The organism is Mycobacterium sp. E1715, from assembly GCF_001667625.1.
In the GTDB taxonomy this organism is placed as follows: domain Bacteria; phylum Actinomycetota; class Actinomycetes; order Mycobacteriales; family Mycobacteriaceae; genus Mycobacterium.
The window spans coordinates 1-24,741 of the sequence record NZ_LZJJ01000024.1 but is presented as its reverse complement, the minus strand read 5'-3'; the positions used below and the strand labels follow the sequence as shown (position 1 = coordinate 24,741).

27 protein-coding genes and 1 pseudogene are annotated in these 24,741 nt (G+C 69.4%); 15 read left to right on the top strand and 13 right to left on the bottom strand.

Annotated features, from left to right (window positions below; translation table 11 throughout):
* Positions 1-178 precede the first annotated feature (178 nt).
* Complete coding sequence (locus A9X03_RS01390; protein ID WP_067888237.1) at positions 179-892, top strand: MmpS family transport accessory protein; 714 nt, start codon at positions 179-181, stop codon at positions 890-892.
* Between the two features lie 49 nt (positions 893-941).
* Here A9X03_RS01390 and A9X03_RS01385 read toward each other — a convergent pair whose 3' ends face one another.
* The gene (locus A9X03_RS01385) at positions 942-1,661 is read right to left on the bottom strand and encodes a ferritin-like fold-containing protein (protein WP_067757306.1); all 720 of its coding nucleotides are present in this window, start codon (positions 1,659-1,661) and stop codon (positions 942-944) included.
* Positions 1,662-1,912: 251 nt separating this feature from the next.
* Between A9X03_RS01385 and A9X03_RS01380 the strand changes: the two genes are divergently transcribed.
* Both A9X03_RS01380 and A9X03_RS01375 read left to right on the top strand, forming a co-directional pair.
* The gene (locus A9X03_RS01380) at positions 1,913-3,409 is read left to right on the top strand and encodes a DEAD/DEAH box helicase (protein ID WP_067782332.1); all 1,497 of its coding nucleotides are present in this window, start codon (positions 1,913-1,915) and stop codon (positions 3,407-3,409) included.
* 16 nt (positions 3,410-3,425) lie between these two features.
* Positions 3,426-4,646, top strand: a complete 1,221-nt coding sequence (locus A9X03_RS01375) for a hypothetical protein (RefSeq protein WP_068259323.1) — start codon at positions 3,426-3,428, stop codon at positions 4,644-4,646.
* 127 nt (positions 4,647-4,773) lie between these two features.
* On the opposite strand, the gene A9X03_RS01370 is transcribed toward A9X03_RS01375, so the two are convergent.
* Positions 4,774-5,574 carry a ParA family protein gene (locus A9X03_RS01370; protein WP_067757284.1) on the bottom strand — a complete coding sequence of 267 codons (801 nt, stop codon included), beginning with the start codon at positions 5,572-5,574 and terminating at the stop codon, positions 4,774-4,776.
* A 110-nt stretch (positions 5,575-5,684) separates the two neighbouring features.
* On the opposite strand from A9X03_RS01370, the gene A9X03_RS01365 reads away from it, so the two are divergent.
* Genes A9X03_RS01365 through A9X03_RS01355 form a run of 3 tightly spaced genes read left to right on the top strand, consistent with a single transcriptional unit; the run spans position 5,685 to position 7,863 of the window.
* Positions 5,685-6,296, top strand: a complete 612-nt coding sequence (locus A9X03_RS01365) for an acid phosphatase (protein WP_067757281.1) — start codon at positions 5,685-5,687, stop codon at positions 6,294-6,296.
* Positions 6,293-7,390 (top strand): isochorismate synthase MenF, encoded by a 1,098-nt coding sequence (locus tag A9X03_RS01360; protein ID WP_067757278.1) that lies wholly within the window; start codon positions 6,293-6,295, stop codon positions 7,388-7,390. Before A9X03_RS01365 ends, A9X03_RS01360 begins: the two co-directional genes overlap by 4 nt.
* A complete protein-coding gene (locus A9X03_RS01355) occupies positions 7,387-7,863 on the top strand; it encodes a GNAT family N-acetyltransferase (RefSeq protein ID WP_067888230.1) in 477 nt (158 codons plus the stop codon). Before A9X03_RS01360 ends, A9X03_RS01355 begins: the two co-directional genes overlap by 4 nt.
* Here A9X03_RS01355 and A9X03_RS01350 read toward each other — a convergent pair.
* Positions 7,815-8,264, bottom strand: a complete 450-nt coding sequence (locus A9X03_RS01350) for a hypothetical protein (RefSeq protein WP_156746440.1) — start codon at positions 8,262-8,264, stop codon at positions 7,815-7,817. The two genes, A9X03_RS01355 and A9X03_RS01350, sit on opposite strands and share 49 nt — an antisense overlap.
* A gap of 79 nt (positions 8,265-8,343) precedes the next feature.
* Here A9X03_RS01350 and A9X03_RS01345 point away from each other — a divergent pair, with 79 nt between their 5' ends.
* Together A9X03_RS01345 and whiB1 are read left to right on the top strand one after the other, a co-directional pair.
* Entirely contained in the window at positions 8,344-9,324 is a 981-nt protein-coding gene (locus A9X03_RS01345) for a diacylglycerol kinase family protein (RefSeq protein WP_067757272.1), read from the top strand.
* Between the two features lie 271 nt (positions 9,325-9,595).
* Positions 9,596-9,850: a transcriptional regulator WhiB1 gene (gene whiB1, locus A9X03_RS28080; protein ID WP_007168139.1), complete on the top strand. Its 255-nt coding sequence runs from the start codon at positions 9,596-9,598 to the stop codon at positions 9,848-9,850.
* Between the two features lie 67 nt (positions 9,851-9,917).
* On the opposite strand, the gene A9X03_RS01340 is transcribed toward whiB1, so the two are convergent.
* On the bottom strand, positions 9,918-11,417 hold the full coding sequence (locus A9X03_RS01340; protein WP_067757269.1) for a sensor histidine kinase: 1,500 nt from the start codon (positions 11,415-11,417) through the stop codon (positions 9,918-9,920).
* 51 nt (positions 11,418-11,468) lie between these two features.
* Positions 11,469-11,684 carry a biotin/lipoyl-binding carrier protein gene (locus A9X03_RS01335; RefSeq protein ID WP_044512934.1) on the bottom strand — a complete coding sequence of 72 codons (216 nt, stop codon included), beginning with the start codon at positions 11,682-11,684 and terminating at the stop codon, positions 11,469-11,471.
* A 195-nt stretch (positions 11,685-11,879) separates the two neighbouring features.
* Here A9X03_RS01335 and A9X03_RS30725 point away from each other — a divergent pair, with 195 nt between their 5' ends.
* On the top strand, positions 11,880-11,954 hold the full coding sequence (locus tag A9X03_RS30725; protein WP_011728008.1) for a 50S ribosomal protein bL37: 75 nt from the start codon (positions 11,880-11,882) through the stop codon (positions 11,952-11,954).
* A gap of 6 nt (positions 11,955-11,960) precedes the next feature.
* Here A9X03_RS30725 and rsrA read toward each other — a convergent pair whose 3' ends face one another.
* On the bottom strand, positions 11,961-12,263 hold the full coding sequence (gene rsrA, locus A9X03_RS01330; RefSeq protein ID WP_067757266.1) for a mycothiol system anti-sigma-R factor: 303 nt from the start codon (positions 12,261-12,263) through the stop codon (positions 11,961-11,963).
* Positions 12,260-12,907, bottom strand: a complete 648-nt coding sequence (locus tag A9X03_RS01325) for a sigma-70 family RNA polymerase sigma factor (RefSeq protein WP_067757263.1) — start codon at positions 12,905-12,907, stop codon at positions 12,260-12,262. The genes rsrA and A9X03_RS01325 overlap by 4 nt, the downstream gene beginning before the upstream one ends.
* Positions 12,908-13,211: 304 nt before the next feature.
* On the opposite strand from A9X03_RS01325, the gene A9X03_RS01320 reads away from it, so the two are divergent.
* Together A9X03_RS01320 and A9X03_RS01315 are read left to right on the top strand one after the other, a co-directional pair.
* Positions 13,212-14,060, top strand: coding sequence for an NAD(P)-dependent oxidoreductase (locus A9X03_RS01320; protein WP_067757260.1), 849 nt, complete (start codon positions 13,212-13,214; stop codon positions 14,058-14,060).
* 15 nt (positions 14,061-14,075) lie between these two features.
* Entirely contained in the window at positions 14,076-14,561 is a 486-nt protein-coding gene (locus A9X03_RS01315; RefSeq protein WP_067782963.1) for an aminoacyl-tRNA deacylase, read from the top strand.
* Here A9X03_RS01315 and A9X03_RS01310 read toward each other — a convergent pair.
* Genes A9X03_RS01310 through A9X03_RS01300 form a run of 3 tightly spaced genes read right to left on the bottom strand, consistent with a single transcriptional unit; the run spans position 14,558 to position 18,621 of the window.
* Entirely contained in the window at positions 14,558-15,385 is an 828-nt protein-coding gene (locus A9X03_RS01310; protein WP_068259333.1) for an alpha/beta fold hydrolase, read from the bottom strand. The two genes, A9X03_RS01315 and A9X03_RS01310, sit on opposite strands and share 4 nt — an antisense overlap.
* A 30-nt stretch (positions 15,386-15,415) precedes the next feature.
* On the bottom strand, positions 15,416-17,107 hold the full coding sequence (locus A9X03_RS01305; protein WP_068259320.1) for an alpha/beta hydrolase: 1,692 nt from the start codon (positions 17,105-17,107) through the stop codon (positions 15,416-15,418).
* 2 nt (positions 17,108-17,109) lie between these two features.
* Positions 17,110-18,621, bottom strand: coding sequence for a long-chain fatty acid--CoA ligase (locus A9X03_RS01300; RefSeq protein WP_068259330.1), 1,512 nt, complete (start codon positions 18,619-18,621; stop codon positions 17,110-17,112).
* 143 nt (positions 18,622-18,764) lie between these two features.
* Here A9X03_RS01300 and A9X03_RS01295 point away from each other — a divergent pair, with 143 nt between their 5' ends.
* Positions 18,765-19,958 carry a CdaR family transcriptional regulator gene (locus A9X03_RS01295; RefSeq protein ID WP_068259317.1) on the top strand — a complete coding sequence of 398 codons (1,194 nt, stop codon included), beginning with the start codon at positions 18,765-18,767 and terminating at the stop codon, positions 19,956-19,958.
* Positions 19,959-20,078: 120 nt separating this feature from the next.
* On the opposite strand, the gene A9X03_RS01290 is transcribed toward A9X03_RS01295, so the two are convergent.
* Positions 20,079-20,681, bottom strand: coding sequence for an HdeD family acid-resistance protein (locus tag A9X03_RS01290; protein ID WP_067757344.1), 603 nt, complete (start codon positions 20,679-20,681; stop codon positions 20,079-20,081).
* 135 nt (positions 20,682-20,816) lie between these two features.
* Between A9X03_RS01290 and A9X03_RS01285 the strand changes: the two genes are divergently transcribed.
* Positions 20,817-21,071, top strand: a complete 255-nt coding sequence (locus A9X03_RS01285) for a hypothetical protein (RefSeq protein ID WP_067782966.1) — start codon at positions 20,817-20,819, stop codon at positions 21,069-21,071.
* 24 nt (positions 21,072-21,095) lie between these two features.
* On the opposite strand, the gene A9X03_RS01280 is transcribed toward A9X03_RS01285, so the two are convergent.
* Both A9X03_RS01280 and A9X03_RS01275 read right to left on the bottom strand, forming a co-directional pair.
* Positions 21,096-21,962: a 3-hydroxyacyl-CoA dehydrogenase family protein gene (locus A9X03_RS01280; RefSeq protein ID WP_068015562.1), complete on the bottom strand. Its 867-nt coding sequence runs from the start codon at positions 21,960-21,962 to the stop codon at positions 21,096-21,098.
* A 110-nt stretch (positions 21,963-22,072) separates the two neighbouring features.
* A complete protein-coding gene (locus tag A9X03_RS01275) occupies positions 22,073-22,837 on the bottom strand; it encodes an SOS response-associated peptidase (protein ID WP_068259313.1) in 765 nt (254 codons plus the stop codon).
* 44 nt (positions 22,838-22,881) lie between these two features.
* Here A9X03_RS01275 and aroA point away from each other — a divergent pair, with 44 nt between their 5' ends.
* Positions 22,882-24,165 (top strand): 3-phosphoshikimate 1-carboxyvinyltransferase, encoded by a 1,284-nt coding sequence (gene aroA / locus A9X03_RS01270; RefSeq protein WP_156746439.1) that lies wholly within the window; start codon positions 22,882-22,884, stop codon positions 24,163-24,165.
* Positions 24,162-24,689 (top strand): annotated as a pseudogene (gene rsgA, locus A9X03_RS01265) (GTPase RsgA); the annotation flags it as partial. The gene aroA and the pseudogene rsgA, both read left to right, overlap by 4 nt.
* Positions 24,690-24,741 lie beyond the last annotated feature (52 nt).

Here is a 24,741-nt window from a genome sequence, read left to right as displayed (position 1 = left end):
GACAGACCTGTCAGCTGCAGGCTAGTGGACGCGGCGGGCCCGCATCCGAGACAGCCCCCACCGCGGGGTTCGCGCTGAGCGAAACGATGGTCGCGGGCCGGTAACGATTCGCTTGCAGCTGGGTCCAGAACCGGGTTGGAGGGGCGATCCGTGTTTTCACATCGCTAACTTCGGCAACATGGGTACCACACTGGCCGACCTCGACAGGGTGCGGGATTACCCCGACGACGAGACCGACGAGCTCTACGGCGCGGAGGCCTACCCCGAGGGCGACTACACCTGGACCGGCTGGCCTACCGAGCTGCGCTGGCGGCCCCTCACGGCGATCATCGGCGCGGTGGTCGCCGTCGGCGCGATCGCCACCGCCGTGATCATCAACAGCGGCGACAGCGCCTCGACCAAAGCCACCGTGGCGCCGGCCCCCCAACCGGTGACGTCCGCGCCCGCCACGACGAGGAGCTCCGCCCCGCCCAGCGCGCAGCCCAGCCCCTCGAACACCCCACTGCCGCCCGAGACGGTCACCACCGTGACGACGCCCAGCGCCGCGCCGAGCCTGGCGCCGACGGGAACGCCCACCGCGGCGCCGCCCCTGACCCTGACGCCGCCGCCCGCCGCGCTGAACCCGCGCACGGTCGTCTACAGCGTGACCGGCACCAAGCAGCTGCTGGACCTGGTGAACATCGTCTACACGGATGGCAGCGGCGCATCCCAGACCGAGTTCAACGTGTCGCTGCCGTGGACCAAAGCGGTGATCCTGAACCCCGGCGTTCAGACCCCGTCGGTGGTCGCCACCAGCTTCTACGGCCGGCTGAATTGCTCGATCGTCAACGCCGCCGGCCAACTGGTGGCCGCGTCGACCACCAACTCGAGCCTGGCGACCTGCACCCGCTGAGCCCGACGCCTTGACCCGGCTACGCCGCGCTCGCGATCACGGGCGGGCGTCAGCTCAGGCCCAGCTCGTGCATCCGCCGGTCGTGCGTCTGCTGCAGCCGGTCGAAGAACGCGTTGAGCTGGCCCAGGCCGCCGGCGCCTGACATCACCAGGTCGACCAGCTCGTCGTGGTCGGCCAGCAGGTACTGGGCCTGCGTGAGCGCCTCGCCGAACAGCCGACGCGACCACAACGCCAGCCGGCTGCGTTGCTTGCCGCTGGCCGTCACCGCGGCGCGCACCTCGGCGACCACGAACTGCGAGTGCCCGGTCTCCGACAGCGCCGCCCGCACCACGCCGGCGATCTCGTCGGGCAGCCCGTCGGCGATCTCCAGATACAAGTCGGCGGCCAGGGCGTCGCCGACATAGGTCTTCACCAAGGCCTCCAGCCAGGTGCTGGGCATCGTCAGCCGGTGGTAGTTCTCCAGCGCCGAGACGTACTTCGACATCGCCGGAACCACATCGACGCCGCGGCGCTCCAGGGCGTCGCGCAGCAGCTCGTAGTGCTGCATCTCGGCCGCGGCCATGCTCGCCATCGAGATCCGTCCACGCAGGTCAGGCGCCATCCGCGCCTCGTCGGTGAGCCGGTAGAACGCGGCGATCTCGCCGTATGCCAGGACCGCGAACAACTCGTTGACGCCCGGGTGGTCGGCCGACAACCGGGGGGCGGGCGAATCGTCCGCCTGATCGGCGTCCAGGTCTGCTTCCGAGGGCTCGCAAGGGGGCCGGGTCATGGCAACACTGTAGTCGGCTGACCCGGCGCAAAAAGGGAGCCAGCCGTCGACCGGCTATCATGTACGTAGATAGCGGCTGTATTTCTTCCCAAGCCGCTATCGGCGAAATGTGCGTGCACAGCTGGCCCACCGATTTGAGCAGGGGCCCGCGACTCGGCGACGTATTCGGAGTCGGAACTCGTGCGCGCGTGACCGCGACAGAGAAACACCGACACAACCGGATATGTCACCGAAAGGCTTACTACCCACGCATGAGCACACTCGACAGCACAACTGAAATGACCTTTGCCAGCCTCGGCGTCCGCGACGAAATCGTCCGCGCCCTCGCGGAGAAGGGCATCGAGCGCCCGTTCGCGATCCAAGAGCTGACCCTGCCGCTGGCGCTCGCCGGCGACGACCTGATCGGCCAGGCCCGCACCGGCATGGGCAAGACCTTCGCGTTCGGCGTCCCGCTGCTGAACCGCATCACGTCCGGAGTCGGCGTGCGGGAGCTCAACGGCACACCGCGCGCCCTGATCGTGGTGCCGACCCGCGAGCTCTGCCTGCAGGTCACCGAGGACCTGGCCACCGCGGCCAAGTACCTGACGGCCGAGGGCGGCCGCCGGCTCTCCGTGATCTCCATCTACGGAGGTCGCGCCTACGAGCCGCAGATTGAGGCGCTGCGGGCCGGCGCCGACGTCGTGGTGGGCACCCCGGGTCGGCTGCTCGACCTGGCCCAGCAGGGCCACCTGCAGCTGGGCGGGCTGTCGGTGCTGGTGCTCGACGAGGCCGACGAGATGCTCGACCTGGGCTTTTTGCCCGACATCGAGCGCATCCTGCGCCAGATCCCCGAGGACCGGCAATCCATGCTGTTCTCTGCCACCATGCCGGGCCCGATCATCACCCTGGCCCGCACCTTCATGAACCAGCCCACCCACATCCGGGCTGAGGCGCCGCACTCGGCGGCCACGCACGACACCACCGAGCAGTTCGTCTACCGGGCCCACGCGCTGGACAAGGTGGAGCTGGTCAGCCGCGTGCTGCAGGCCGAGGGCCGCGGCGCGACGATGATCTTCACCCGCACCAAGCGCACCGCGCAGAAGGTCGCCGACGAATTGGCCGAGCGCGGCTTCAAGGTCGGCGCCGTGCACGGCGACCTGGGGCAGATCGCCCGCGAGAAGGCGCTCAAGGCCTTCCGCACCGGCGACATCGACGTGCTGGTGGCCACCGACGTCGCCGCCCGCGGCATCGACATCGACGACATCACCCACGTCATCAACTACCAGATCCCCGAGGACGAACAGGCCTACGTGCACCGGATCGGCCGCACCGGCCGCGCCGGCAAGACCGGTATCGCGGTCACCCTGGTGGACTGGGACGAGCTGCCCCGCTGGTCGATGATCGATAAGGCGCTGGGTCTGGAGAACCCCGAGCCCGCCGAGACCTACTCGAACTCACCGCACCTCTACGAGGAGCTGGGCATCCCCGGCGGGGCGGCCGGCACCGTCGGCACCCCGAAGAAGCCGCAGGGCCAACGCCGCAGCAGCGAGCGTGACGGCCAGAAGGCGGAGCGGACGGGGCGTGCCCGGTCGGGCGCGCCACGGCGACGGACCCGCGGCGGCCAGCCCGTCACCGGGCACCCCGACGGCAACGCCGCGGCCGGCGGCGCCAGCGGCGAAGCCGCCGCGGAGGCGTCCGGCAAGTCCGGGAGCAGCCGGCGTCGCCGTCGGCGCCGCAAGCCCGCCGAAGCCGGCGCGCACGCCAACTGAGCCCCGCGCCGAGGAGATGGTCAGACCCGAACGCCGGACCAAGGGCGATGTCGTGGCCGCCGTCGCCATCGCGGCCGTCGTCGCCGTCGTCGCTGGCCTGATCTGGTGGACCAGCGACGCCCGGGCCACCATCAGCCGGCCGGCCGGGGTTCCTGCGCCTAACCAGAACCCCGCCCGCCAGGTGCCGACCGCGCTCAAGGAGCTGTGGACCGCGGCGAGCCCGGCCACCACCGCGCCGGTAACGGTCGGCGGGACGGTCATCACCGGCGACGGCCGCCGGGTCGACGGGCGCGATCCCGGTTCCGGCCAGTCCCTGTGGAGCTATCAGCGCGACACCGACCTGTGCGGGGTCTCCTGGGTCTATCACTTCGCCGTCGCCGTTTATCGGGACGACCGCGGGTGCGGGCAGGTGAGCACGCTCGACGGGTCCACCGGTCGCCGCGGGCCGGCCCGCAGCGGTTACGCCGACCCGCGCGTGCAGCTGTCCTCCGACGGCACCACGGTGTTGTCGACCGGTGACACCCGGCTGGAGCTCTGGCGCTCGGACATGGTCCGCATGGTGGCATACGGCGAGACCGACGCCCGGGTGAAGCCCTCGGCACGCGGCCTGCATTCCGGCTGCAAGCTGGTGTCGGCGGCGGCGAGTTCGTCGGCGGTGTCGGTGCTGGAAAGCTGCGTGAACGAGGCCGACCTGCGGTTGGTGCTGCTACGGCCGGGCAAGGACGACGACGAACCCCAACAACGCATCGTCGCCGAGCCCGGGGTGCGGGCGGACTCCGGCGCCCGGGTGCTCACCGTGTGGGAGAACAACACCGCGGTGTACCTGCCCTCCCCGCGGCCGCGGGTCGACGTGATCGACGAAACCGGCACCACCGTGTCGAGCAACCTGCTGCCCAAAGCCCCGTCGGGCCCGGGGGCGGTCTCGCACGCGGGCAGCCTGATCACTTGGTGGACAGGCGATTCCGTCATGGTCTTCGAGACGGGCAACCTGACGCTGCGCTACACCATCGCCGCGGGCGACACGACCGCGCCGTTGGGGCCGGGCGCGATGATGGCCGGCCGCCTGCTGGTCCCGGTCACCGGCGCGATCGGCGTCTACGACCCCGTCAGCGGCGCCAGCGAGCGCTACATCCCGGTGAACCGGGCGCCCAGTGTGCCCGGGCGGGCCGTGGTTCCGGCCGTCGCGGGCCCCCGGGTGTTCGAGCAGCGCGGCGACACCGTGGTGGCCCTGGGCTGACGACGCGTGTGCGCTCACGGCATCGCGAGTGCGCTCTGGGCGGCGACACGCCGTCGCGCCGCGCCATAGGCGCACACTCGAAGCGCGCGGCGCATCGCTCAAAGCCGTACGCGCACAATCAAAGCCACTAGACCTCGACGGCGAACGTCGGCAGCGGTTTGCCGGTCTTCCAGTGCTTGAGCAACGCCTTCGCCAGCTCCCCGTAGGCCGACGAGCCCTTGTTCTTGCGGCCGGACATCACCGACGAGCCCGAGGCGCTGGCCTCGGCGAAGCGCACCGTCCGCGGGATCGGCGGGGCCAGCACCGGCATGTTGTAGCGGTCGGCGACGTCCATCAGAACGTCGCGGGTGTGGGTGGTCCGCGAGTCGTACAGCGTCGGCAACGCGCCCAGCAGCCGCAGTTCCGGGTTCGTGATCTGCTGGACGTCGGCGACCGTGCGCAGGAATTGGCCGACGCCGCGGTGCGCCAGCGTTTCGCATTGCAGCGGCACCATCACCTCGTCGGCGGCGGTCAGCCCGTTGAGGGTGAGCACCCCCAGCGACGGCGGGCAGTCGATGATGACCACGTCGAAGTCGTCGGAGACCTTGGCCAGCGCGCGCTTGAGCGCGTACTCGCGACCGGCGCGCATCAACAGCATCGCCTCGGCGCCGGCCAGGTCGATGTTGGCCGGCAGCAGCGTCATGCCCTCCATCGTCGTGACCAGCGCCGCGTTCGGCTCGACCTCACCGAGCAGCACCTCGTGCACCGACACCGGGAGCTTATCGGGATCCTGGCCCAGCGAGAACGTCAGGCAGCCCTGCGGATCCAGGTCGACCAGGAGCACCCGCTGGCCCTCGTCCACCATCGCCGCCCCCAGCGAGGCAACCGTCGTAGTCTTGGCCACGCCGCCCTTCTGGTTGGCCACCGCCAATACCCGGGTCTTTCTCACTAGCGCCCGCCCCTCCTTGTTGCCACGGTCACAGTGCCCATCCTGGCATGTTCGATCGCCCCGCGCTGCGGCCGAGGGCCCCGGGGTGTCGTCCGGCAGAATCGATCGATATGGGCCTGCACAACCACCGACTTGTACTGCTCCGCCACGGCCAGACCGAGTGGTCGAAATCCGGCCAGCACACCAGCCGAACCGACCTCGAGCTCACCGACACCGGCCGCGTCCAGGCCGAGCTCGCCGGCCGCGTCCTGCGCGAACTCAACCTCACCGACCCGTTGGTGGTCAGCAGCCCGCGCATCCGGGCCCTGACCACGGCCAAGCTCGCCGGGCTGGCCGTCGACGAGGTCTCTCCCCTGCTCGCCGAATGGGATTACGGGGCCTACGAGGGGCTGACGACCCCGCAGATCCAGGAATCCGTGCCCGACTGGCTGGTCTGGACGCACGGCTGCCCCGGCGGCGAGAGCGTGGCGCAGGTCAGCGCCCGCGCCGATGAGGCCGTCACATTCGCGTTGGAGCACATGGACTCGCGCGACGTGGTGTTCGTTGGGCACAGCCACTTCTCGCGTTCGGTCATCACCCGCTGGGTGGAGCTGCCGCTCGTCGAGGGCAGCCGCTTCTGGATGCTCGCCGGCTCCCTCGCGGTGTGCGGATTCGAGCACGGGGTGCGTCAGCTCGCCGCGCTCGGCCTGACCGCCCAGCCACAGGCGATCAAACCCGGGTGAGCACCCAACCGCCGTTCGCGCTGTGCGGACCGAAGCAAACCCTGCTCGCCGAGGGGGTGCGCGAGCGCTACCGCGACGTGGCGGCGGCGCAGGACGCCCTGAGGTCAGGGTTGGCCCCAATAGTGCTGGGTGCGTTGCCTTTTGACGTCGACCGGCCCGCGGCGCTGCTGACGCCCGAGGCCGTGCGCCGCACCGACGTCCCCCCGGACTGGCCGACGGGCCCGCTGCCGCCGGTGCGCATCGCCGCCGCCGACCCGCCGCCGGACGCCTACCGCCGCCGCATCGTCCGGGCTCGCGATCAGCTCACCGCGCCCGACAGCCTGCTGAGCAAGGTGGTGCTGTCCCGCGCGCTGCGGCTGGTCGCCGACGCCCCCCTGGACGCGCGCGTCATCCTGCGCCGCCTCATCGCCGCCGATCCGGCCGCCTACGGCTACCTGGTCGACCTGACCGCCGCAGGCGACGATTACGCCGGGGCGGCGCTGGTGGGCGCCAGCCCCGAACTGCTGGTGGCGCGCTCCGGCGACCGGGTCACCTGCCGGCCGTTCGCCGGGTCGGCCCCCCGCGCGGCCGATCCGGACGCCGACGCGGCGAACGGCGCCGCGCTGGCCGGCTCGGCCAAGGACCGGCACGAGCACCAGCTGGTGATCGAGACGATCCGGGCCGCCCTGGAGCCGCTGTGCGACGAGCTGACGATCGCCGCCGAGCCCGAGTTGAGCCGCACCGCGGCGGTGTGGCACCTGTGCACGCCGATCAGCGGCCGCCTGCGCGACACCTCAACCACCGCAATCGATTTGGCACTGGCGCTGCATCCCACCCCCGCGGTGGGCGGCGTGCCCACCAAGGCCGCGGTCGAGCTCATCGCCGAGCTGGAAGGCGACCGCGGGTTCTACGCGGGGGCGGCGGGCTGGTGCGACGCCCGGGGCGACGGCCGCTGGGTGGTGGCCATCCGCTGCGCGCAGCTGTCGGCGGACCGGCGCAGCGCGTTGGCCCGCTCCGGGGGCGGCATCGTCGCCGAATCCGATCCCGACGAGGAAGTCGCGGAAACCACAACGAAATTCGCCACGATCCTCAACGCATTGGACGTAAAGCGATGACCATTCGCCGCGCCAAACCCGAAGACGCCGCCGCCATCATCGAAATGATTCGCGCGCTGGCCGAATTCGAAAATGCCGCCGACCAATGTACCGTCACCGAAAAACAAATCACCGCAGCCCTTTTCGACCCTAGCCCGATATTGCACGGACACGTCGCGGAAGCCGACGGCGAGGTCGCCGCGATGGCGCTGTGGTTTCTCAACTTCTCCACCTGGGACGGCGCGGCCGGCATCTACCTCGAAGACCTGTTCGTGCATCCGCGCTTTCGCCGTCGCGGCCTGGCGCGCGCGCTGCTGGCGACGCTGGCGGCCGAATGCCTTGCCAAGGGCTACACGCGGTTGTCCTGGGCGGTGCTGAATTGGAACACCGACGCGATCGCCCTGTACGACGGCGTCGGCGGTGAACCGCAGAGCGAGTGGACCACCTACCGGCTGTCGGGCCCGCGGTTGGCCGACCTGGCCGAGTCGCGCTGATCGCCGCCACCGGCCCACCGCACGCCGGCGGGGCTGAAGAGCAGGCCGAGCACGGCCAGCGCCGCGCACCCCGCGGGAATCCCGAAGCCGGGCCGGTGCGAGTCGACCGCCAGGTACCACGCCACGGGGAGCAACAGCAGCTGGGTGATCACGGCCAGCCCGCGCCCCCAGCGCTTGCCGAGGATGAGCGCACGTCCGGCAGCCAACACCACGGCCCCGACCAGGACGAAGAAGACCGCCGTGCCCAGGCCGTTGACCACGCGCTGATCTGCCCCGGCGGCACCCCGCACCACCAGCACCACCGCCATGACCAGCCCGGCCGCCCCCTGCAACGCCACGAGCAGCCCGGCGCCGCGCACGGCGGCCGGGGCGGCCCCGGGGTTGCGGCGGAAGACTGTCACCCGCGTCAGCGTAGTCACCCCGCCGCGGGGGGAGTTCCCCACAGCACGGCCTTAACCGGCCCGCATAAGCTCGTGCATCATGCGCGCCGTGCTGATCGTGAACCCGACCGCCACCTCCACGACCCCGGCCGGTCGCGACCTGCTGGCGCACGCGCTCAAGAGCCGCCTGGAGCTCACCGTCGAACACACCCACCACCGAGGTCACGGCACCGAACTCGCGGAGAAGGCGGTCGCGGACGGCGTCGACCTGGTCGTGGTGCACGGCGGCGACGGCACGGTCAGCGGTGTGGTCAACGGCCTGCTCGGCCGTCCGGGCTCGAATTCCGGGCCCACCGGCCCGGTGCCTGCGGTCGCGGTGGTTCCCGGCGGTTCGGCGAACGTGCTGGCGCGCTCGCTGGGGATCTCGCGGGACCCGGTGGCCGCGACCAACCAGCTCATCCAGCTGATCGACGACTATCGCCGCCACCACACCTGGCGCCGGATAGGGCTGATCGACTGCGGTGAGCGGTGGGCGGTCTTCAACACCGGGATGGGGGTCGACGCGGAGGTGGTCGCCGCGGTCGAGGCCGAACGCGACAAGGGCGGCAAGGTCACGGCGTGGCGCTACATCCGCGCGGCGGTGCCCGCCGTGTGGGGCTACACGCGCCGCGAGCCGATGCTGCAGCTCGAATTGCCCGGCCGCGAACCCATCCCGGGGGTGAGCTTCGTCTTCGTCTCCAACTCCAGCCCCTGGACGTTCGCCAACGATCGGCCGGTATGGACCAATCCCGGCTGCACCTTCGAGTCGGGCCTGGGAGTGTTCGCGCCGAAGAGCATGAAGACGATCCCGACGCTGCGCATCGTGCGGCAGATGTTCGCCAAACGGCCCAAGTTCGCGTTCGACCACCTCGTCACCGAGGACGACGTGCCGTGTTTGCGGGTGACCTCGGCCGGGGGCCCGGTCGCCTGCCAGTTCGACGGCGACTACCTCGGCGTGCGCGAAAGCATGACGTTCCGGGCGGTCCCGGACGCGCTGGCCGTGGTCGCGCCTCCGCTAAAAAATCACTCTGAGCTGCGATAACGAAGCGCCAAGGGGCCGGGCGGCGAATATTTTCTCCGAGATCGGCCAGTCAGTGTAGTACAACGGAGTAATGGCCCGGCTACGGAACGGTCAAAGTGAGATTGCCCACGAGGTAACGCACGCTATTGACTTCTGTTGGGCCTGTGAAACGATCGAAAGGTTGCATGCAGAAAGTTAGATAGGGGTACGGACCCTTTTCTTGTGCACGCGTTAACAGCCGAAGAAAATTGGCCGTGCGCCTTGCTGCGCACTCAGTGAGGAGTAACAACTTATGGATTGGCGCCACAAGGCGGTCTGTCGCGACGAAGACCCGGAGCTGTTCTTCCCGGTAGGGAACAGCGGCCCGGCGCTCGCGCAGATCGCTGACGCGAAACTGGTCTGCAATCGGTGCCCGGTAACCACAGACTGCCTTTCCTGGGCCCTGAATACCGGCCAGGATTCGGGCGTCTGGGGCGGCATGAGTGAAGACGAGCGGCGCGCACTCAAGCGTCGCAACGCCCGGACGAAGGCCCGTAGCGGAGTCTGACTCGGTTTAGACCACACAGCGCGGCCTCGACGAAAGTCGGGGCCGCGCTGTTGTGTCGGCCGCACACCTACAACACCAATCGGGTTCGCCGGCCGATGGGCACCCGCAGCACCACGTCGGTGCCGCGGGACGGGGCCTGACGCATGCCCAGCGTGCCGTCCAGCTCGGCCGACACCAGCGTCCGCACGATCTGCAGGCCGAGGCTGTCGGACGTCTCCAGGCTGAAGCCTTCCGGCAAACCACGGCCGTCGTCGTGCACGACGACGTCGAGCCAGCGCGCCGAACGCTCGGCGCGGATGGTCACCGAGCCCTCCTCGGCGGCGGGGTCGAAAGCGTGCTCGATCGCGTTCTGAACCAGTTCGGTGATCACCATGATCAGGGCGGTCGCGCGGTCGGAGTCCAGCACGCCCAGGTCGCCGACCCGGTTGATCCGGATCGGCCGGTCGACCGACGCGACGTCGTTCATGATCGGCAGGATCCGGTCGATCACCTCGTCGAGGTTGACCTGCTCGTCCACCGACATCGACAGCGCGTCGTGCACCAAGGCGATGGACGAGACCCGGCGCACCGACTCGATCAGGGCCTCCCGGCCTTCGGCGTTGGCCGTCCGGCGGGCCTGCAGCCGCAGCAGCGCCGCCACCGTCTGCAGGTTGTTCTTCACCCGGTGGTGGATTTCCCGGATCGTCGCGTCCTTGGAGATCAGGGCCCGGTCGCGGCGCTTCACCTCGGTGACGTCGCGGATCAGCACCGCGGCGCCGGCGCTGGCGCCGTCGACCACCAGCGGCAGCGTGCGCAACAGCACCGTGGCGCCGCCGGCGTCCACCTCCATGCGCATGCTGCGCCCGCCGGCCAGCAGGTCGAGCACGTGCTCCGCCAGCTCCTGCGCCTCGAACGGGTCGGAGACCAGCGGCCGCGTGACCTTGACCAGGTTGCGGCCCTCCAGCTCGGTGGTCAGGCCCATCCGGTGGTAGGCCGAAACCGCGTTGGGACTGGCGTAGGCGACGACGCCGTTGACGTCCAACCGGATGAAGCCGTCGCCGGCCCGCGGCGTGGAGCGCGACATGACCACGTCGCCCACGTCGGGGAAGGTGCCCTCGGCGAGCATGGCGACCAGATCCCGGGCGCAGTCCCGGTAGGCCGTCTCCAGGTGGCCGGACGCGCGGTCGGCCGCGACGGCGGTCTGATGCCGGGTCAGCACGGCCACCACCTGCCCCCCGTACCGCACCGGGGACGCCTCGACGTGCGGGCCGGGCAGCCACGAATCCTCTTGCGCCGCTTCGCCATCCCGCTGCGCCAGGCCGGAATCGAAGGTCTCGGCGACGAGCGCCAGCCGGTCGGCGGCGACGACGCTGCCGACCGAGTCGGTCAGCAGCACCGTGGGCGCGGTGTTCGGCCGGCACTGCGCCACGCACACCAACATGCCGTCGTCGCGGCGAACCCACATCAGGTAGTCGGCGAAGGACAGGTCCGCCAGCAGCTGCCACTCCCCCACCACCGCGTGCAGGTGATCCACGGCGTTGCCGGGCAGCACGGTGTGTTCGGCAAGCAGGTCACCGAGAGTCGACATCGCTCACTCCCCGGGCAATTCCCCGGCAGCGGACAAGAAAGGCTTCAAGGTTTAGCTGATCACGGCAATCAGGTCGCCCGCCTGGATGACATCGCCCACCGAGACGCTCACCTTGCTCACCGTGCCGTCGACCTCAGCCAGGACCGGGATCTCCATCTTCATCGACTCCAGCAGCACCACGACGTCGCCTTTGCCGATCTGGTCACCCTCGTTGACTACGACTTCGAGCACGCTGGCCACGATCTCGGCGCGCACATCCTCGGCCATCTTCACCCCACTCGTTTCGGCCATTGCGCAGGCTGGCTGCTGGTCCATCTAGCTTCCGTCAGGCTCGGTGTATATCGAACCACAGGCCCCCGGCCCACCGCGGCGCACGGGGCCCCGACAGGCCGTGCGAGAATGTGAGGCAAGCTAACGGGCGCCGGGCGCCCGGTTTCGATCAATCAACGGAGGTTTTCCGAAATGGCCAAACGGGGCCGCAAGAAGCGCGACCGCAAGCACAGCAAGGCCAACCACGGCAAGCGGCCCAACGCCTGAGGCCCGCTACCGCGTCTCTCGGATGATGGTGGTCCGGCGGATCTCCAGCCGTAGCCGCTCGCGCAGGCCCTCGGGGGCCTTCTCGCCTTTGCACTTGGTGGCGATCAACGCCTTGATGCGCTCCTCGAGGCCGTAGTGCTTGAAGCAGCCGGGGCACGCCTCGAGGTGGCGGCGCAGCTGGTCGCGGGACTCCGGCGTGCATTCGCCGTCGAGCAGCAGCCAGACCTGGCGAATCACCTCGGCACAGCCGACGGCGCCGTGAGCGTCGTCGTTGGGGCACGTGTCGCCGGGGCCCGACAACTCGCTCATGACGACACCTCCTCGTGCGCCTGGTGGCCGCGGTTGAAACCCCGCTCCTTGGCCACGTCAGCCAGCAGCGACCGCAGTTGACGGCGGCCGCGGTGCAGCCGTGACATTACCGTCCCGATGGGCGTATCCATGATTTCCGCGATTTCCTTGTACGGAAAACCCTCGACATCGGCGTAGTAGACGGCCATCCGGAATTCCTCCGGCAACGCCTGCAGCGCTTCCTTGATCTCGTTATCCGGCAGCGCCTCCAGCGCCTCGACCTCGGCCGAGCGCAGCCCGGTGGACGAGTGCTCGGCGTTGGACGCCAGCTGCCAGTCGGTGATCTCCTCGGTGGGGTACTCGGCCGGCTGGCGCTGCCTCTTGCGGTAGCTGTTGATGTAGGTGTTGGTCAGGATCCGGTACAGCCACGCCTTGAGGTTGGTGCCGGCCCTGAACGAGCGGAAGCCCGCATAAGCCTTGACCATCGTCTCTTGCAGCAGGTCTTCCGCGTCGGCGGGATTGCGGGTCATGCGCAGGGCACCGCCGTACAGCTGGTCCAGCAGGGGAATCGCGTCGCGCTCGAAGCGCGCCATCAGCTCCGCGTCCGTCTCGGGCGGGCCGGGATCGGGAATCTCCTGTGCTGTCGCGCCGTCTGTGTCGGCCATGTCGATTACCCCGGTCCCTTCCGCTGCGGTGTCGCCGGACAGCGCTGCAAGCGCCACCGGGCTTGCCAGAAAGCAAGCCAACTGGTCGGCACCCGTTGGACGGTCCAACAGGGTGGTCGCCGCTGACACCAAACCGCTCCTCCCAATCTAGAGGCTGCCACCGACAGTGTCTGCCTGGGTGCGCCTACGTAACTTCAGAGACCGATTGAGTCAACAGCGGGGGCCGACGTGCTATTTCCCGGCGGAGTCCGTCGCCGCCCGTCCCCCGGTCCGGGCGGGAGCGGCAGGACGTTAATGTGACGCCATGTCCCTGAACGGCAAGACCATGTTCATCTCCGGCGCCAGCCGCGGTATCGGCCTGGCGATCGCCAAGCGCGCCGCCCAAGACGGCGCCAACATCGCCCTGATCGCCAAGACCGCCGAGCCCCACCCCAAGCTGCCCGGCACGGTGTACACCGCCGCCAAGGAGCTGGAGGAGGCCGGCGGGCAGGCCCTGCCGATCGTGGGGGACGTCCGGGACCCGGAGTCCGTGGAGGCCGCGGTGGCCAAGGCCGTCGAGCAGTTCGGCGGCATCGACATCTGCGTCAACAACGCGTCGGCGATCAACCTGGGGTCCATCACCGAGGTGCCGATGAAGCGGTTCGACCTGATGAACGGCATCCAGGTGCGCGGCACGTACGCGGTGTCGCAGGCCTGCATCCCGCACCTGAAGAAGGCGGACAACCCGCACATCCTGACGCTGTCGCCGCCCGTGCTGCTCGGCAAGGAGTGGCTGAAGCCGACCGCGTACATGATGGCCAAGTTCGGCATGACGCTGTGCGCGCTGGGCATCGCCGAGGAGATGCGCGAGGCGGGCATCGCGTCGAACACGCTGTGGCCGCGCACGCTGGTGGCCACCGCCGCGGTGCAGAACCTGCTCGGGGGTGACGAGGCGATGGGCCGCGCCCGCAAGCCGGAGGTGTACTCCGACGCCGCGTACGTGATCCTCAACAAGCCCGCCCGCGAGTACACCGGCAACACCCTGCTGTGTGAGGACGTGCTGCTGGAGTCCGGCGTCACCGACCTGTCGGTCTACAACTGCGTGCCGGGCGGGCAGCTCGGTGTCGACTTCTGGGTCGACGGCGTGAACCCGCCGGGGTACTCGGGCCCCTAGCCGGGCCGGGCCCTGATGCCTCGCGCCGCCACGCCCGCGCTCGCCGCGCTGGTGAAAGCCGGTGTGCCGCATGAGGTTGTCACGTTCGACCACGATCCGCGCGAGCGCTCGTTCGGCGCCGAGGCGGTCCACGCGCTGACCGAGCGCGGCATCGCACCCGAACAGGTCTTCAAGACCCTCGTCATCGCGGTGCCCGGCGCGCTGGCCGTCGCGATACTGCCTGTGCCGGAGCGGCTTTCGCTGAAGGCGAGCGCCGCGGCGCTGGGGGTGGCCAAAGCGGTCATGGCCGAGTCCGCCGCCGCCGAGCGGGCCACCGGCTACCTGGTGGGCGCCGTGTCGCCGTTCGGGCAGCGCAAGACCCTGCCGACGGTCGTGGACGCGGGCGCGCTGGACTTCGAGCGGGTGTACTGCAGCGCGGGCCGGCGAGGCTGGGACGTCGGCGTTTCGCCACAGGACCTGATCCGGTTGACGAATGCGGTCACCGCGGACATCCGCGGCTAGGCCCGTTCGCCCGCCTCGCTCAGAAAACCCTCGATCACGGGGGCGAGCTCGGTCGCGTTGTGCACGATGTCGATGTGACCGCCCGAATGCAGGTGGAGAACCGCATGGGGCAGCAACCGGTGCAGGAGGTGGGCGTTGGCCACCGGGATGATCGGGTCGTCGGTGCCCGAGACGATCAGCGTCTCCTGCCGCACCGCGGGCAGCGCGAACAGGCTCGTCCAGACCGACCCGGCGAGCAGTTGATGCAGGTAGCCCATCTTCGAACCGGCGTGTAACTGCCGCACGAACAGCTTCGCCACGTCTTCGCCGTGGGCGCGGACGGTGCCGCCGTAGAGGTCACCGGCGATCGAAGCGGCGTAGTTGGGATCCGAGAACCGGCGCGGGGTGGCCATTTTCGCCAGCACGAAGGGGCTGGCCGGCACCATGAGGATGCCGGTGCCCGTCGCCACCAATACCATGCGCCTGCATCGGCGTGGATTCTGGAACGCGAACTGCTGCGCCAGCGCCCCGCCCCAGGACAGCCCGAAGATGTCGACGACCCCGATGCCGAGTTTGGACAACACCCGGCCCAACACCCAGGCCAGATAGGGAAACCCGTAGGGCAGGGGCGAGGTCGGCGACCCCCCGGTACCCGGCACATCGAACCTCACGACGGTCATCGGCAGCTGCTCGACCAGCGGGTCGAGCACCTCCAGGCTGGCGCCGATGCCGTTGCAGAGCACGAGCGGCACTCCGGTTCCCCGACGGATGTTGACCCGGATCCGCTGCCCGCCGGCGCTGACGTAACGCTCCTGGCCCACCGTGCTCGGCTGGACCACCCGCAGGCGCCGCTGTTGTTGTGGGCTGCGCCTCACTCACTTCTCCATCACATAGCCGCCGGGAGCGGGTCCGAGCGGCGGGAGTCCCTCGCCGCCAAGGGCTTTCGGGGCATCGACCTCCGGGCCGCTGCGCTCGGCGAGCCACTCCACGTAATCCGGCCACCAGGAGTCCTTGGACTGCTGCGACGACTCCAGCCACTCTTGCGGATCCTCCGCCTCGACCGGTCCGGTCCGGTACGAAGCCTTCGGGTTGCCCGGCGGGTTGACCAGAGCCGCGATGTGGCCGCTGGTGGACAGCACGTACCGGTTGTCCTTGCTGCCGAGCAGCCGTGCGCTGCGGTACGTGGCCTGCCACGGCGAGATGTGGTCGGCGACGCCGCCGACGACGTAGGCGTCGGCGGTGACCTTCGACAGGTCCACCGGGGTGCCGAGCATCTCGACCCCGCCGGGGGTGACCAGGGCGTTGCGCACGGCCATCAGCACCATGTCGCGGTGCAGCGCGGCCGTCATCCGGGTGGTGTCGGCGTTCCAGAACAGCACGTCGAACGGCGCCGGCTTGCGTCCCTGGACGTAGTTGTTCACCCAATACCGCCACACCAGGTCGGTGGGCCGCAGCCAGGCGAACATCTCGGCCATGTCCCGACCGTCCAGGTAGCCCTTTCGGGCCGAGACCCGGATCGCCGCCTGGGCCGCGCGATCGCTCATCACCGCGGCAGCCAGGCCCGCCCGGTTCTCGTCCAGCACGGTGACGGACAGGTTGAGGCCGGCCACCCGGTCACCGCGGCCGATCTCGGCCAGGTGGGCCGCCGTCATCGCGGCCAGGATTCCGCCCGAGCAGGTGGCCAGCAGGTGGGTGCGGTCGGTCCCGCTGATCTTCTCCACCGCGTCCATCGCCTCGATGATCGCCGCGCCGTACGCGTCGAAGCCCCAATCCCGATGGCGCTTCTGCGGATTGCGCCAGGAGACGACGAACACCTGCTGCCCCTGGGCGACGAAGTACTCGATCATGCTGCGGCCGGGCGCGATGTCCATGATGTAGTACTTGTTGATCACCGGCGGCACCAACAGCAGCGGGACCTCACGGACCTTCGCGGTCTGCGGCGCGTATTGGATCAGTTCGAACATGGACGTGCGCAGCACGACCGCTCCCTTGGTGAGGGCCAAGGTCTCGCCCACCGCGTAGGCGTCGGGCTCGACCATCGCGGGCACCCGGGGCTTCGAAAGCATGTCCCGCGCAAACGCTTTCAGGCCCCGCACCGCGCTCAGGCCGCCGGTGTCGATCATCGCCTTCCAGCCGAGCGGGCTGATCAGCGGGTTGTTACTGGGGGCCAGACCCTCGACCAGATTGTCGACGACGAACCGCATCCTCTCCTGGTCGCGCCAGTCCAGCCCGGCGTCGGCGAGCAGCCCCTCGGCGGTCTCCGCGCCGGCGAGATAGGCCTGCATGATCCGGTGCAGCACCGGGTTCTGCTCCCAGGCCGGGTCGGCGAATCGCTTGTCGGCGCGCGCCGGCACCCGGTGTGAGTTGCCGGCCGCGACGGCGCCGAGCTCGCGGGTGAGAGCCCCGATCCGGCCGGCCACCGCGCCGGGCTGCTTGGCGAGGCCGACGGCGAATCGGGTCCAGGTGTCGTCGGGCATCATCCGGCCGGCGAACGGCTTGGTGGCGCTCGTCAAGAGCAGGTCGAGGGGTGCGGCGAGCTCTTCGGCTCTGGCGGTTTGGGTGACCATGGTTATCGCATGCTTTCTACTGCGGGGATGTTGATGTCGCGCTTCTGGACCTTGCCGGTGGGCCCCTTGGGCAGCGCGTCGACGAGCCACACCAAACGCGGGTACTTGTAGGCGGCCACGCGCTGCTTCACGTATTCGCGCAGTTCCTCCGGCGCCGCGGAAGCGCCCTCCTTGAGCGCGACGGCGGCGCCGACCTCCTCACCGAGGGAGTCGTGCGGAATACCGACGACGGCGGCTTCGGCCACCGCCGGATGCTCATAGAGCACTTCCTCGACCTCGCGGGGATAGACGTTGTACCCGCCGCGGATGATCAAGTCCTTTGTGCGGTCGACGATGTAGAAGTAGCCGTCCTCGTCGACGCGGCCGACGTCGCCGGTGTTCAGCCACCCGTCGGGCGTGATGGTGGCCCGCGTCGCCTCCGGCAGGTTCCAGTAGCCCTTCATCACGTTATGGCCGCGGATCTGAATCTCTCCGGTCTGGCCCCGCGGGACCTCGGCGCCACCGAAGTCGACGACCCGCATCTCGACACCCTCGATCGGGGTGCCGATCGAGCCCGCCTTGCGGGGGCGATCGGGATGATTGAACGCCGCGACCGCCGTGCTCTCGGAAAGCCCGTACCCCTCCAAAACGGTGCACTGGAACGTCTTTTCAAAGTCGGCGAGGACCTGGACGGGCAGTGCGGCGCCGCCGGAGGCGCAGGTCCGCAAGCTCCGCGTCGCGCCCGTCGAGGCCTGATCGGCCACGCCGAGCAACGCCGAGTACATGGTCGGCACCCCCTCGAAGATCGTGACGGTGTCACGCTCGATCACCTGGAGCGCCTTGAGCGGGTCGAACCGAGGGATGAGTGTCAGCATCGCGCCCGCAAGAACGGAAACGTTGAGCCCGCAGGTGAGTCCGAAAACATGGAAGAGGGGCAAGCAGCCCATCACCACATCGTCCGGCCCCGCCCCGAGCAGGGTGCGAACGCCGACCTCGGCGATGCGCCGGAGGCTCCCATGAGTAAGCATGGCGCCCTTGGGTTTTCCGGTGGTCCCGGAGGTGTGCAAGATGACCGCGACATCGTCGTCGCTGCGCTGTATCGCGGTGGTCTGCTCCGGCAGGTCCGCGACGAGCTTCATCAGGTCCGCGTCATCGACGAGCCAGCATCGCGCCCCGCCACGGGCCGCCGCCGGGATGACCTCGTCGGCGAAAGCCGGCGTCGCAAAGAGCGCCGTGGCGCCGCTGTTCGAGAGGTAGTAGGCGATCTCCCGCTCTTTCAGCAGCGGGTTCATCGGGACCGCGACGGCGCCCCGATACATGATGCCGTAGAACGCGACCGCGAAGGCCGGTGTGTTGGGCAGCATCACACCGACCCGGTCGCCGGGCCGGATCCCCGCCCGTTCCAGCAGCGTCGCCACCCGCGCCGCGGCGGCGTCGAGTTCGGCGAAGGTGAATGTCAGGTCGTCGCAACGCAGCGCGATGCGTTCGGGGTGACGGTCCTTCGACGCGATCAGGTGGGCGCTCAGTGCCGCCATGGTGTGCCTCCGGGACGAGTTCTTCGGGCGTGCTTCCAGCGTCATCCCGGCAACCTCCGATCACAATGTTAGCCGAAACAACACCGCGCCCGGTTGACTGTGACCGGTCACATTCGCCGCCGGTCAGGAATAAGGTTCGCGTTATGGGCGGCGTGGCGGTTGACCCGCATGTGGTGGAGCTCAGCAAGCTCATGCTGGCGCGCGCGCCCGCGCTGGGCAGGGCCATGGCCGACGTGCTTTGCCGGGACATCGACGCCTACCGCGACGACACCGTCGTCACGAAGGGTCAGGTGGCCGAGAGTTGCGTGGCGAACGTGGCTTTCATCTTTCATTCGCTCACCGGCGAGGACGATGTCGACGTCTCGCCCGCCGAGCGCACCGGCACCGAGCGGGCGACCGCCGGGGTGCCGCTGCCGGCGGTCATGACCGCCTACCGCATCGGTTTCCGGTTCATGTGGGAGGAGACCCTGGCCGTCGCCCGCGCCGCGGCGATACCGACCGACGCCATCCTGGATGCCACCGCACGCATCTTCTTCGCGCAGGAGACTTTCACCCAGGCGATGGCCACGGCCTACCGCCAGCAGCTCACCACACAGCTCCTCGAGCGTGAAGAAGAGCGGTCGGCTTTGGTCGAGGCGCTGCTGTCGCAGCGGATGACTGACAAGCAGAGCCTTTGGGAGGCAGCGGATTTACTGCGGTTACCGGCGTCTGGGCCCTACGTCGTGGTGGCCGCGAAGCTGCCGGCCGTTGGGCGTTTGGGCCTCCCGGCGATCGAGAACAAGCTGTCCGCCCGCGACATCCGTTCGGCGTGGCGGCTCTCCCCGGACCTCCAGGTCGGGATCGTTGCGCTCAAAGGCCCGCGGGTTTCCGCCCCTTTGAGAATCTTGGTCGAGGTGCTCGGTCAGGCCGCGACTGCGCGGGTCGGCATCAGTCCGCCGTTTCGGAGCCTGACCGACACCGGCGACGCCTTGCGGTTAGCCCGGGCGGCGGCCGGCAGTAAGCAATCAGGGGACTCGCTCGTGTCGGTGTTCGATGACACTCCACTCGCGTTGGCGGCCGTCAGCGCACCCGAGGTGATGGGCAAGATCAAGTCCGTGCTGTTGCAGCGGCTTAACGAGTTGGCCGCGGATGAGCGCTCGATCCTGCTCAACACATTTCAGGCCTGGCTCGACGCGGACGGTTCCGCGAACGACGCCGCGGCGAAGATCTTCTGTCATCCCAATACGGTGCGGCACCGGCTGCGCCGCATCGAAGAGCTGACGGGCCGCTCTGTGTCGCGACCGCGGGATCTCGCCGAGCTGTGCCTGGCGTTCGAGGCCGAGCGGCGGCTGCCCTGACGGGCACCGCCGTCGCCGAGATTGCCGTGGGGGTCGTGGTTTGCCCGTGGATCACAACCGCCGCCGCAATCTCGGCGCCGAAAGTCGGTCCGCCCTGACTAGATGGCCCGGGTGCCCCGCCTAGGCGGCGGGCCGGGCCAGTGTGTCCACAACGTGCTTGGCGCGGTTGCGAACCTGGATGGCGTTGATGATGTCGACGATGCCGATGGCGATCAACCAGCAACCCGCGACGAGGGTCAGGATCGCGATCGAATCCAACGGCGAGACGATCAGCACGGCCCCGCCGACCACGATGATCAAGCCGGAGAGCACCTGCCAGCCGCGGCCGGGCATGTGGTCGAACGACAGCGCCGCGGCCAGGATGGTCATCCCGCGGAACAGCCAGCTGACGCCGATCCAGATCGCCAGCAGCGTGACGGCCTCGAATTTGTCGCGAAAACAGAAGAACCCCAGCACGATTGACACGACGCCGGTGAGGAACGTGAGCACCCGCATAGCGGCGCCCACGTCTGTGCCAAAGGCCGTGAACACGTAGCCGATGCCGGAAGCCACCAGGTAGATCCCGAACAGGACACCCGCGACGAAGAGTGTCTTGCCCGGCCAGGCCAGCACGATGACACCGAGTGCCACCGCCAGCACGCCGATGAGCAGAAGCAGCTGCCACGCGCTGCGCGCCAGCTGTTGCAATGGACCTTCAAAAACGGTCCGGTCGGTAGTTGTCATGACCATATGATTTGCCAGTTCCGATGTCGAAGATAAGGGCCCTTTGGCCACAATTCGGCATCACCCACGTGTTGTGCGCGGCGCGCCCATCTGACACCCTTCGCTCATCAGCGGTGCATCACATAGGAGGAGCGCATGGACGCAAAGCGGTCAATCGACCCGAGGGCCATCGTCGCCGCGGGCCTGCTGGCTTTCACCGGGCTGCTGACCGTCGGCGTCGGCGTCGGCAAGGCCGAGACGATCCAAACCGAGGGCAACTATCCGACCCGGGAGGCATGTCAGGACGCCGGGCCGGGGGTCAAGGCCACGACGCCGGGAAACTGGAACAACTTCTGGTGCGTGCCGGACCGTTTGATCGCCGGAAGTTGGCGCCTGGTCTTGAGCAACTGACGGCGACCGGGCCAAGGGCGCGTCCTAGTACGTGTAGAAGCCCTCGCCGGACTTGATGCCGAGCTTGCCGGCGTCGACGTAGGACTGCAGCAACTCACGCACGTGTTCGGGAAGGTGCGGGAACTCCTGGGCATAGTGGTTTTCGATGTCGAGCACGACGTCGAGGCCCACGGCGTCCATCATCTGGAACGGACCGGCCGGCACGCCGAGGTTGACCTTGAACATGCCGTCGACGTCCTCGGGACGGGCCACCCCCTCCGCTACCACCGCCAGCGACTCGCGTTTGATGGCGGCCCAGATGCGATTGAAGATGAAGCCGGTGCATTCCTTGCGCGCCTCGAAGGGATGGACGCCGAACTCCGGCAGGACGGTCAGCAGGGTGTCGAGTAGTCCCCGATCGGTCTGACCGTCGGACATCAGATCCACGCCGATGGAGGCCGGAGGCATATAGAAGTGCATGTTGCACAGCCGCGACTTGTCCTTCACGTACGTTGCCATCAGGCGCGACGGGTACGACGACGAATTGGTGGCGAAGATCGTATCCGCCGGCGCCGCCTGGTCGATCTGGTCCCAGGCGGCGATCTTGACCTCGAGCTTTTCTGGAACCGACTCGACCACCAGCCATGCGCCGTCGAGCGCCTCTTCCAGCGAGCCCGTCGCGACCGCCTGACCGATCTCACCAAAACCACGCTCCTGCAACAACTTTGGCAGGTTCTGCGCGACGAAGTCGACCGCCGAGGCGCGCTGTTCGGCGCGGGGCGCGAAGATCCGCACCGTCCCGCCGCGGCTGGCGAACATCAGCGCGATGCGGCGCCCGAGCGTACCCGCCCCGATCACCGCCACCGGGCGGTCACGGATCTCCTCGAAGGTGTGGGTGTACGAGCCGGTCACCCATGCATGGTAAAGCGCACGTGGACCCCGCGGATCCGTCGCCGAACCACAAAGGTGGCCCGGATGTTGTCTCGCGCGAACGACCGCGAAGCGCCGCCTCGGTGAGCACCCTAAAGCAGGGTCGCCTGCTCTGGCTCCGGGTCGGCCGGCTCGAGTAACTGGGGCCCGTTGTTGCGGACGTTGTTGACCAGGGTCGAGACCTCGCGCATTCGAATGCCGCTCACGTCGGGCGGCCGGGTGAGGAGCTTTTCGTCGATCGGGGCGTCGGGGTCCAGCCAGCGGTCCCACTCCCCTTCCGGCACCACCAGCGGCATCCGGTCATGGATCTCGGCCAGCTCGCCGGGCGCGTCGGTGGTGATGATGGTGCAGCTCAGCAGCGGCGAGCCCGCCTTGGCCGGCTTCCAGACCGACCACAGCCCCGCCATGAACAGCGGCTCGCCGTCCTGGCGGAACATGAAGAAGGGCGTCTTGCGGGACTTCTTGCCGCCGGCCGCGTCGGGGTTGACGCGCCATTCGTAGTAGCCGTCCATCGGGATCAGGCAGCGCTTCGACTTCGCGCTCGACCGGAACGCGGGCGACGTGGTGACCTTGTCGGCGCGGGCGTTGATCAGCATCGGGCCCTTGGTCTCGGGCGCCCCGTCGGCATCGGCCTTGACCCAGGGCGGGACCAGGCCCCAGCGCATCAGCCGCACCCGGCGGGTGGGCTCGTCATCGGGATCGGTGTGGCGGCTCACGACGGCGGCGATCGTCGACGTCGGGGCCACGTTGTAGTTGGGCGCGCCGGCGCTCTCGGAGGCGCCGGTGGCCTCGTCGATCGCCTTGATCTTCTGGGCCAGCAGCGCCGGATCGGTGGTGACCGCGAACCGTCCACACATAAGTCCCATAGTGGCATTGCTCGGTGACACGCCATGATGGACCGGTGAGTATGTGGACGGCCCCCAGCGCGCCGGAACCGGTGCGCGCCACCGTGACCGTTCCGGGCTCGAAGTCGCAGACCAATCGGGCGCTGGTGCTGGCCGCGTTGGCCGCCGCCCAGGGGCACGGCGCCCCGACCATCAGCGGGGCGCTGCGCAGCCGGGACACCGATCTGATGATCGGCGCGCTGCGCACCCTCGGCTTGCGCGTCGACGGCACCGGGTCCGAGCTCAGGGTCGGTGGCCGGATCGCCCCGGGGCCCGAGGCAACGGTGGATTGCGGCCTGGCCGGGACGGTGCTGCGGTTCGTCCCGCCGCTGGCGGCGCTGGCCGAGGCGGTGGTCGAGTTCGACGGCGACGAGCAGGCCCGGGCGCGGCCGATCGCGCCGCTGCTCGACGCGCTGCGCGGCCTGGGCGTGCCGATCGAGGGCTCGGGCCTGCCCTTCCGCGTGCACGGCGGCGGGTCGGTGGCCGGCGGGACCGTGGACATCGACGCGTCGGCGTCCTCGCAGTTCGTGTCGGGGCTGCTGTTGTGCGCGCCGTCGTTCACCGAGGGCCTGACCGTGCGGCACACCGGGGCGACGCTGCCGTCGGCGCCGCACATCGCCATGACGGTGGTGATGCTGCGCCAGGCCGGGGTTGCGGTCGACGACTCGGTTCGCAACACCTGGCGGGTGCAACCCGGCCCGGTCGCGGCCCGGCATTGGCAGGTCGAACCGGACCTGACCAACGCCGTCCCCTTCCTGGCAGCCGCCGTGGTCAGCGGCGGAACGGTGCGCATCACCGGCTGGCCGGAGGCGAGCGTGCAACCGGCCGAGCACATCCTGGCGGTGCTGGGCAAGCTGAATGCCGTTGTCGACCAAGATGGTTCGTACCTGGAGGTGCGCGGATCGGCCGGCTATGAGGGCTTCGACGTCGACCTGCGCGACGTCGGCGAGCTGACCCCGTCGGTGGCGGCGCTGGCCGCGCTGGCGACCCCGGGGTCCGTGTCGCGCCTCTCCGGCATCGGTCACCTCCGGGGCCACGAGACCGACCGCCTCGCCGCGCTGCGCACCGAGATCACCAACCTCGGCGGCGACTGCACCGAGACGCCCGACGGCCTGGTTATCACCGCGACACCGCTGCACCCCGGCGTCTGGCGGGCCTACGCCGACCACCGGATGGCGATGGCGGGCGCGATCATCGGGCTGCGGGTGGCCGGGCTCGTGGTCGACGACATCGGCTCCACCTCCAAGACACTGCCGGAGTTTCCGGAGCTGTGGGCACACATGCTGGGGTCCGATATTTGAGGCCCGGCGATTACGACGAGTCCGACGTCAAGGTCCGCTCCGGCAGGGGGTCGCGACCGCGCACCAAGACTCGTCCCGAGCACGCCGACGCCGAGGCCGCGATGGTGGTCAGCGTCGATCGTGGTCGCTGGGGGTGCGTGCTGGGCGGCGACCCCGAACGCCGGATCACCGCCATGCGGGCGCGGGAACTCGGCCGCACCCCGATCGTGGTCGGCGACGACGTCGACGTGGTGGGCGATCTGTCCGGGCGGCTGGACACCCTGGCCCGCATCGTCCGGCGCGCGGAGCGGCGAACGGTCCTGCGCCGCACCGCCGATGACACCGATCCGACCGAACGGGTGGTGGTGGCCAACGCCGACCAGTTGCTGATCGTGGTGGCGCTGGCCGACCCGCCGCCGCGCACCGGCCTGGTCGACCGGGCGCTGATCGCCGCCTACGCCGGCGGCCTGACGCCCATCCTGTGCCTGACCAAGACCGACCTGGCGCCGCCGGAGCCGTTCGCCGAGCAGGTCGGCCACCGCGAGTAGCGGGTCGTCGCGGCCCGCGGCCACCACCGTGAGGTCCAGGTCGACGAAC

Excerpts from the sequence above, each read along its gene's own strand:
- A9X03_RS01390 (WP_067888237.1), top strand. The coding sequence starts at position 179 with ATGGGTACCACACTGGCCGACCTCGACAGGGTGCGGGATTACCCCGAC.
- A9X03_RS01385 (WP_067757306.1), bottom strand. The coding sequence starts at position 1,661 with ATGACCCGGCCCCCTTGCGAGCCCTCGGAAGCAGACCTGGACGCCGAT.
- A9X03_RS01380 (WP_067782332.1), top strand. The coding sequence starts at position 1,913 with ATGAGCACACTCGACAGCACAACTGAAATGACCTTTGCCAGCCTCGGC.
- A9X03_RS01375 (WP_068259323.1), top strand. The coding sequence starts at position 3,426 with ATGGTCAGACCCGAACGCCGGACCAAGGGCGATGTCGTGGCCGCCGTC.
- A9X03_RS01365 (WP_067757281.1), top strand. The coding sequence starts at position 5,685 with ATGGGCCTGCACAACCACCGACTTGTACTGCTCCGCCACGGCCAGACC.
- A9X03_RS01355 (WP_067888230.1), top strand. The coding sequence starts at position 7,387 with ATGACCATTCGCCGCGCCAAACCCGAAGACGCCGCCGCCATCATCGAA.
- A9X03_RS01345 (WP_067757272.1), top strand. The coding sequence starts at position 8,344 with ATGCGCGCCGTGCTGATCGTGAACCCGACCGCCACCTCCACGACCCCG.
- whiB1 (WP_007168139.1), top strand. The coding sequence starts at position 9,596 with ATGGATTGGCGCCACAAGGCGGTCTGTCGCGACGAAGACCCGGAGCTG.
- A9X03_RS01340 (WP_067757269.1), bottom strand. The coding sequence starts at position 11,417 with ATGTCGACTCTCGGTGACCTGCTTGCCGAACACACCGTGCTGCCCGGC.
- A9X03_RS01335 (WP_044512934.1), bottom strand. The coding sequence starts at position 11,684 with ATGGCCGAGGATGTGCGCGCCGAGATCGTGGCCAGCGTGCTCGAAGTC.
- rsrA (WP_067757266.1), bottom strand. The coding sequence starts at position 12,263 with ATGAGCGAGTTGTCGGGCCCCGGCGACACGTGCCCCAACGACGACGCT.
- A9X03_RS01325 (WP_067757263.1), bottom strand. The coding sequence starts at position 12,907 with ATGGCCGACACAGACGGCGCGACAGCACAGGAGATTCCCGATCCCGGC.
- A9X03_RS01320 (WP_067757260.1), top strand. The coding sequence starts at position 13,212 with ATGTCCCTGAACGGCAAGACCATGTTCATCTCCGGCGCCAGCCGCGGT.
- A9X03_RS01315 (WP_067782963.1), top strand. The coding sequence starts at position 14,076 with ATGCCTCGCGCCGCCACGCCCGCGCTCGCCGCGCTGGTGAAAGCCGGT.
- A9X03_RS01305 (WP_068259320.1), bottom strand. The coding sequence starts at position 17,107 with ATGGTCACCCAAACCGCCAGAGCCGAAGAGCTCGCCGCACCCCTCGAC.
- A9X03_RS01300 (WP_068259330.1), bottom strand. The coding sequence starts at position 18,621 with ATGGCGGCACTGAGCGCCCACCTGATCGCGTCGAAGGACCGTCACCCC.
- A9X03_RS01295 (WP_068259317.1), top strand. The coding sequence starts at position 18,765 with ATGGGCGGCGTGGCGGTTGACCCGCATGTGGTGGAGCTCAGCAAGCTC.
- A9X03_RS01290 (WP_067757344.1), bottom strand. The coding sequence starts at position 20,681 with ATGACAACTACCGACCGGACCGTTTTTGAAGGTCCATTGCAACAGCTG.
- A9X03_RS01285 (WP_067782966.1), top strand. The coding sequence starts at position 20,817 with ATGGACGCAAAGCGGTCAATCGACCCGAGGGCCATCGTCGCCGCGGGC.
- A9X03_RS01275 (WP_068259313.1), bottom strand. The coding sequence starts at position 22,837 with ATGTGTGGACGGTTCGCGGTCACCACCGATCCGGCGCTGCTGGCCCAG.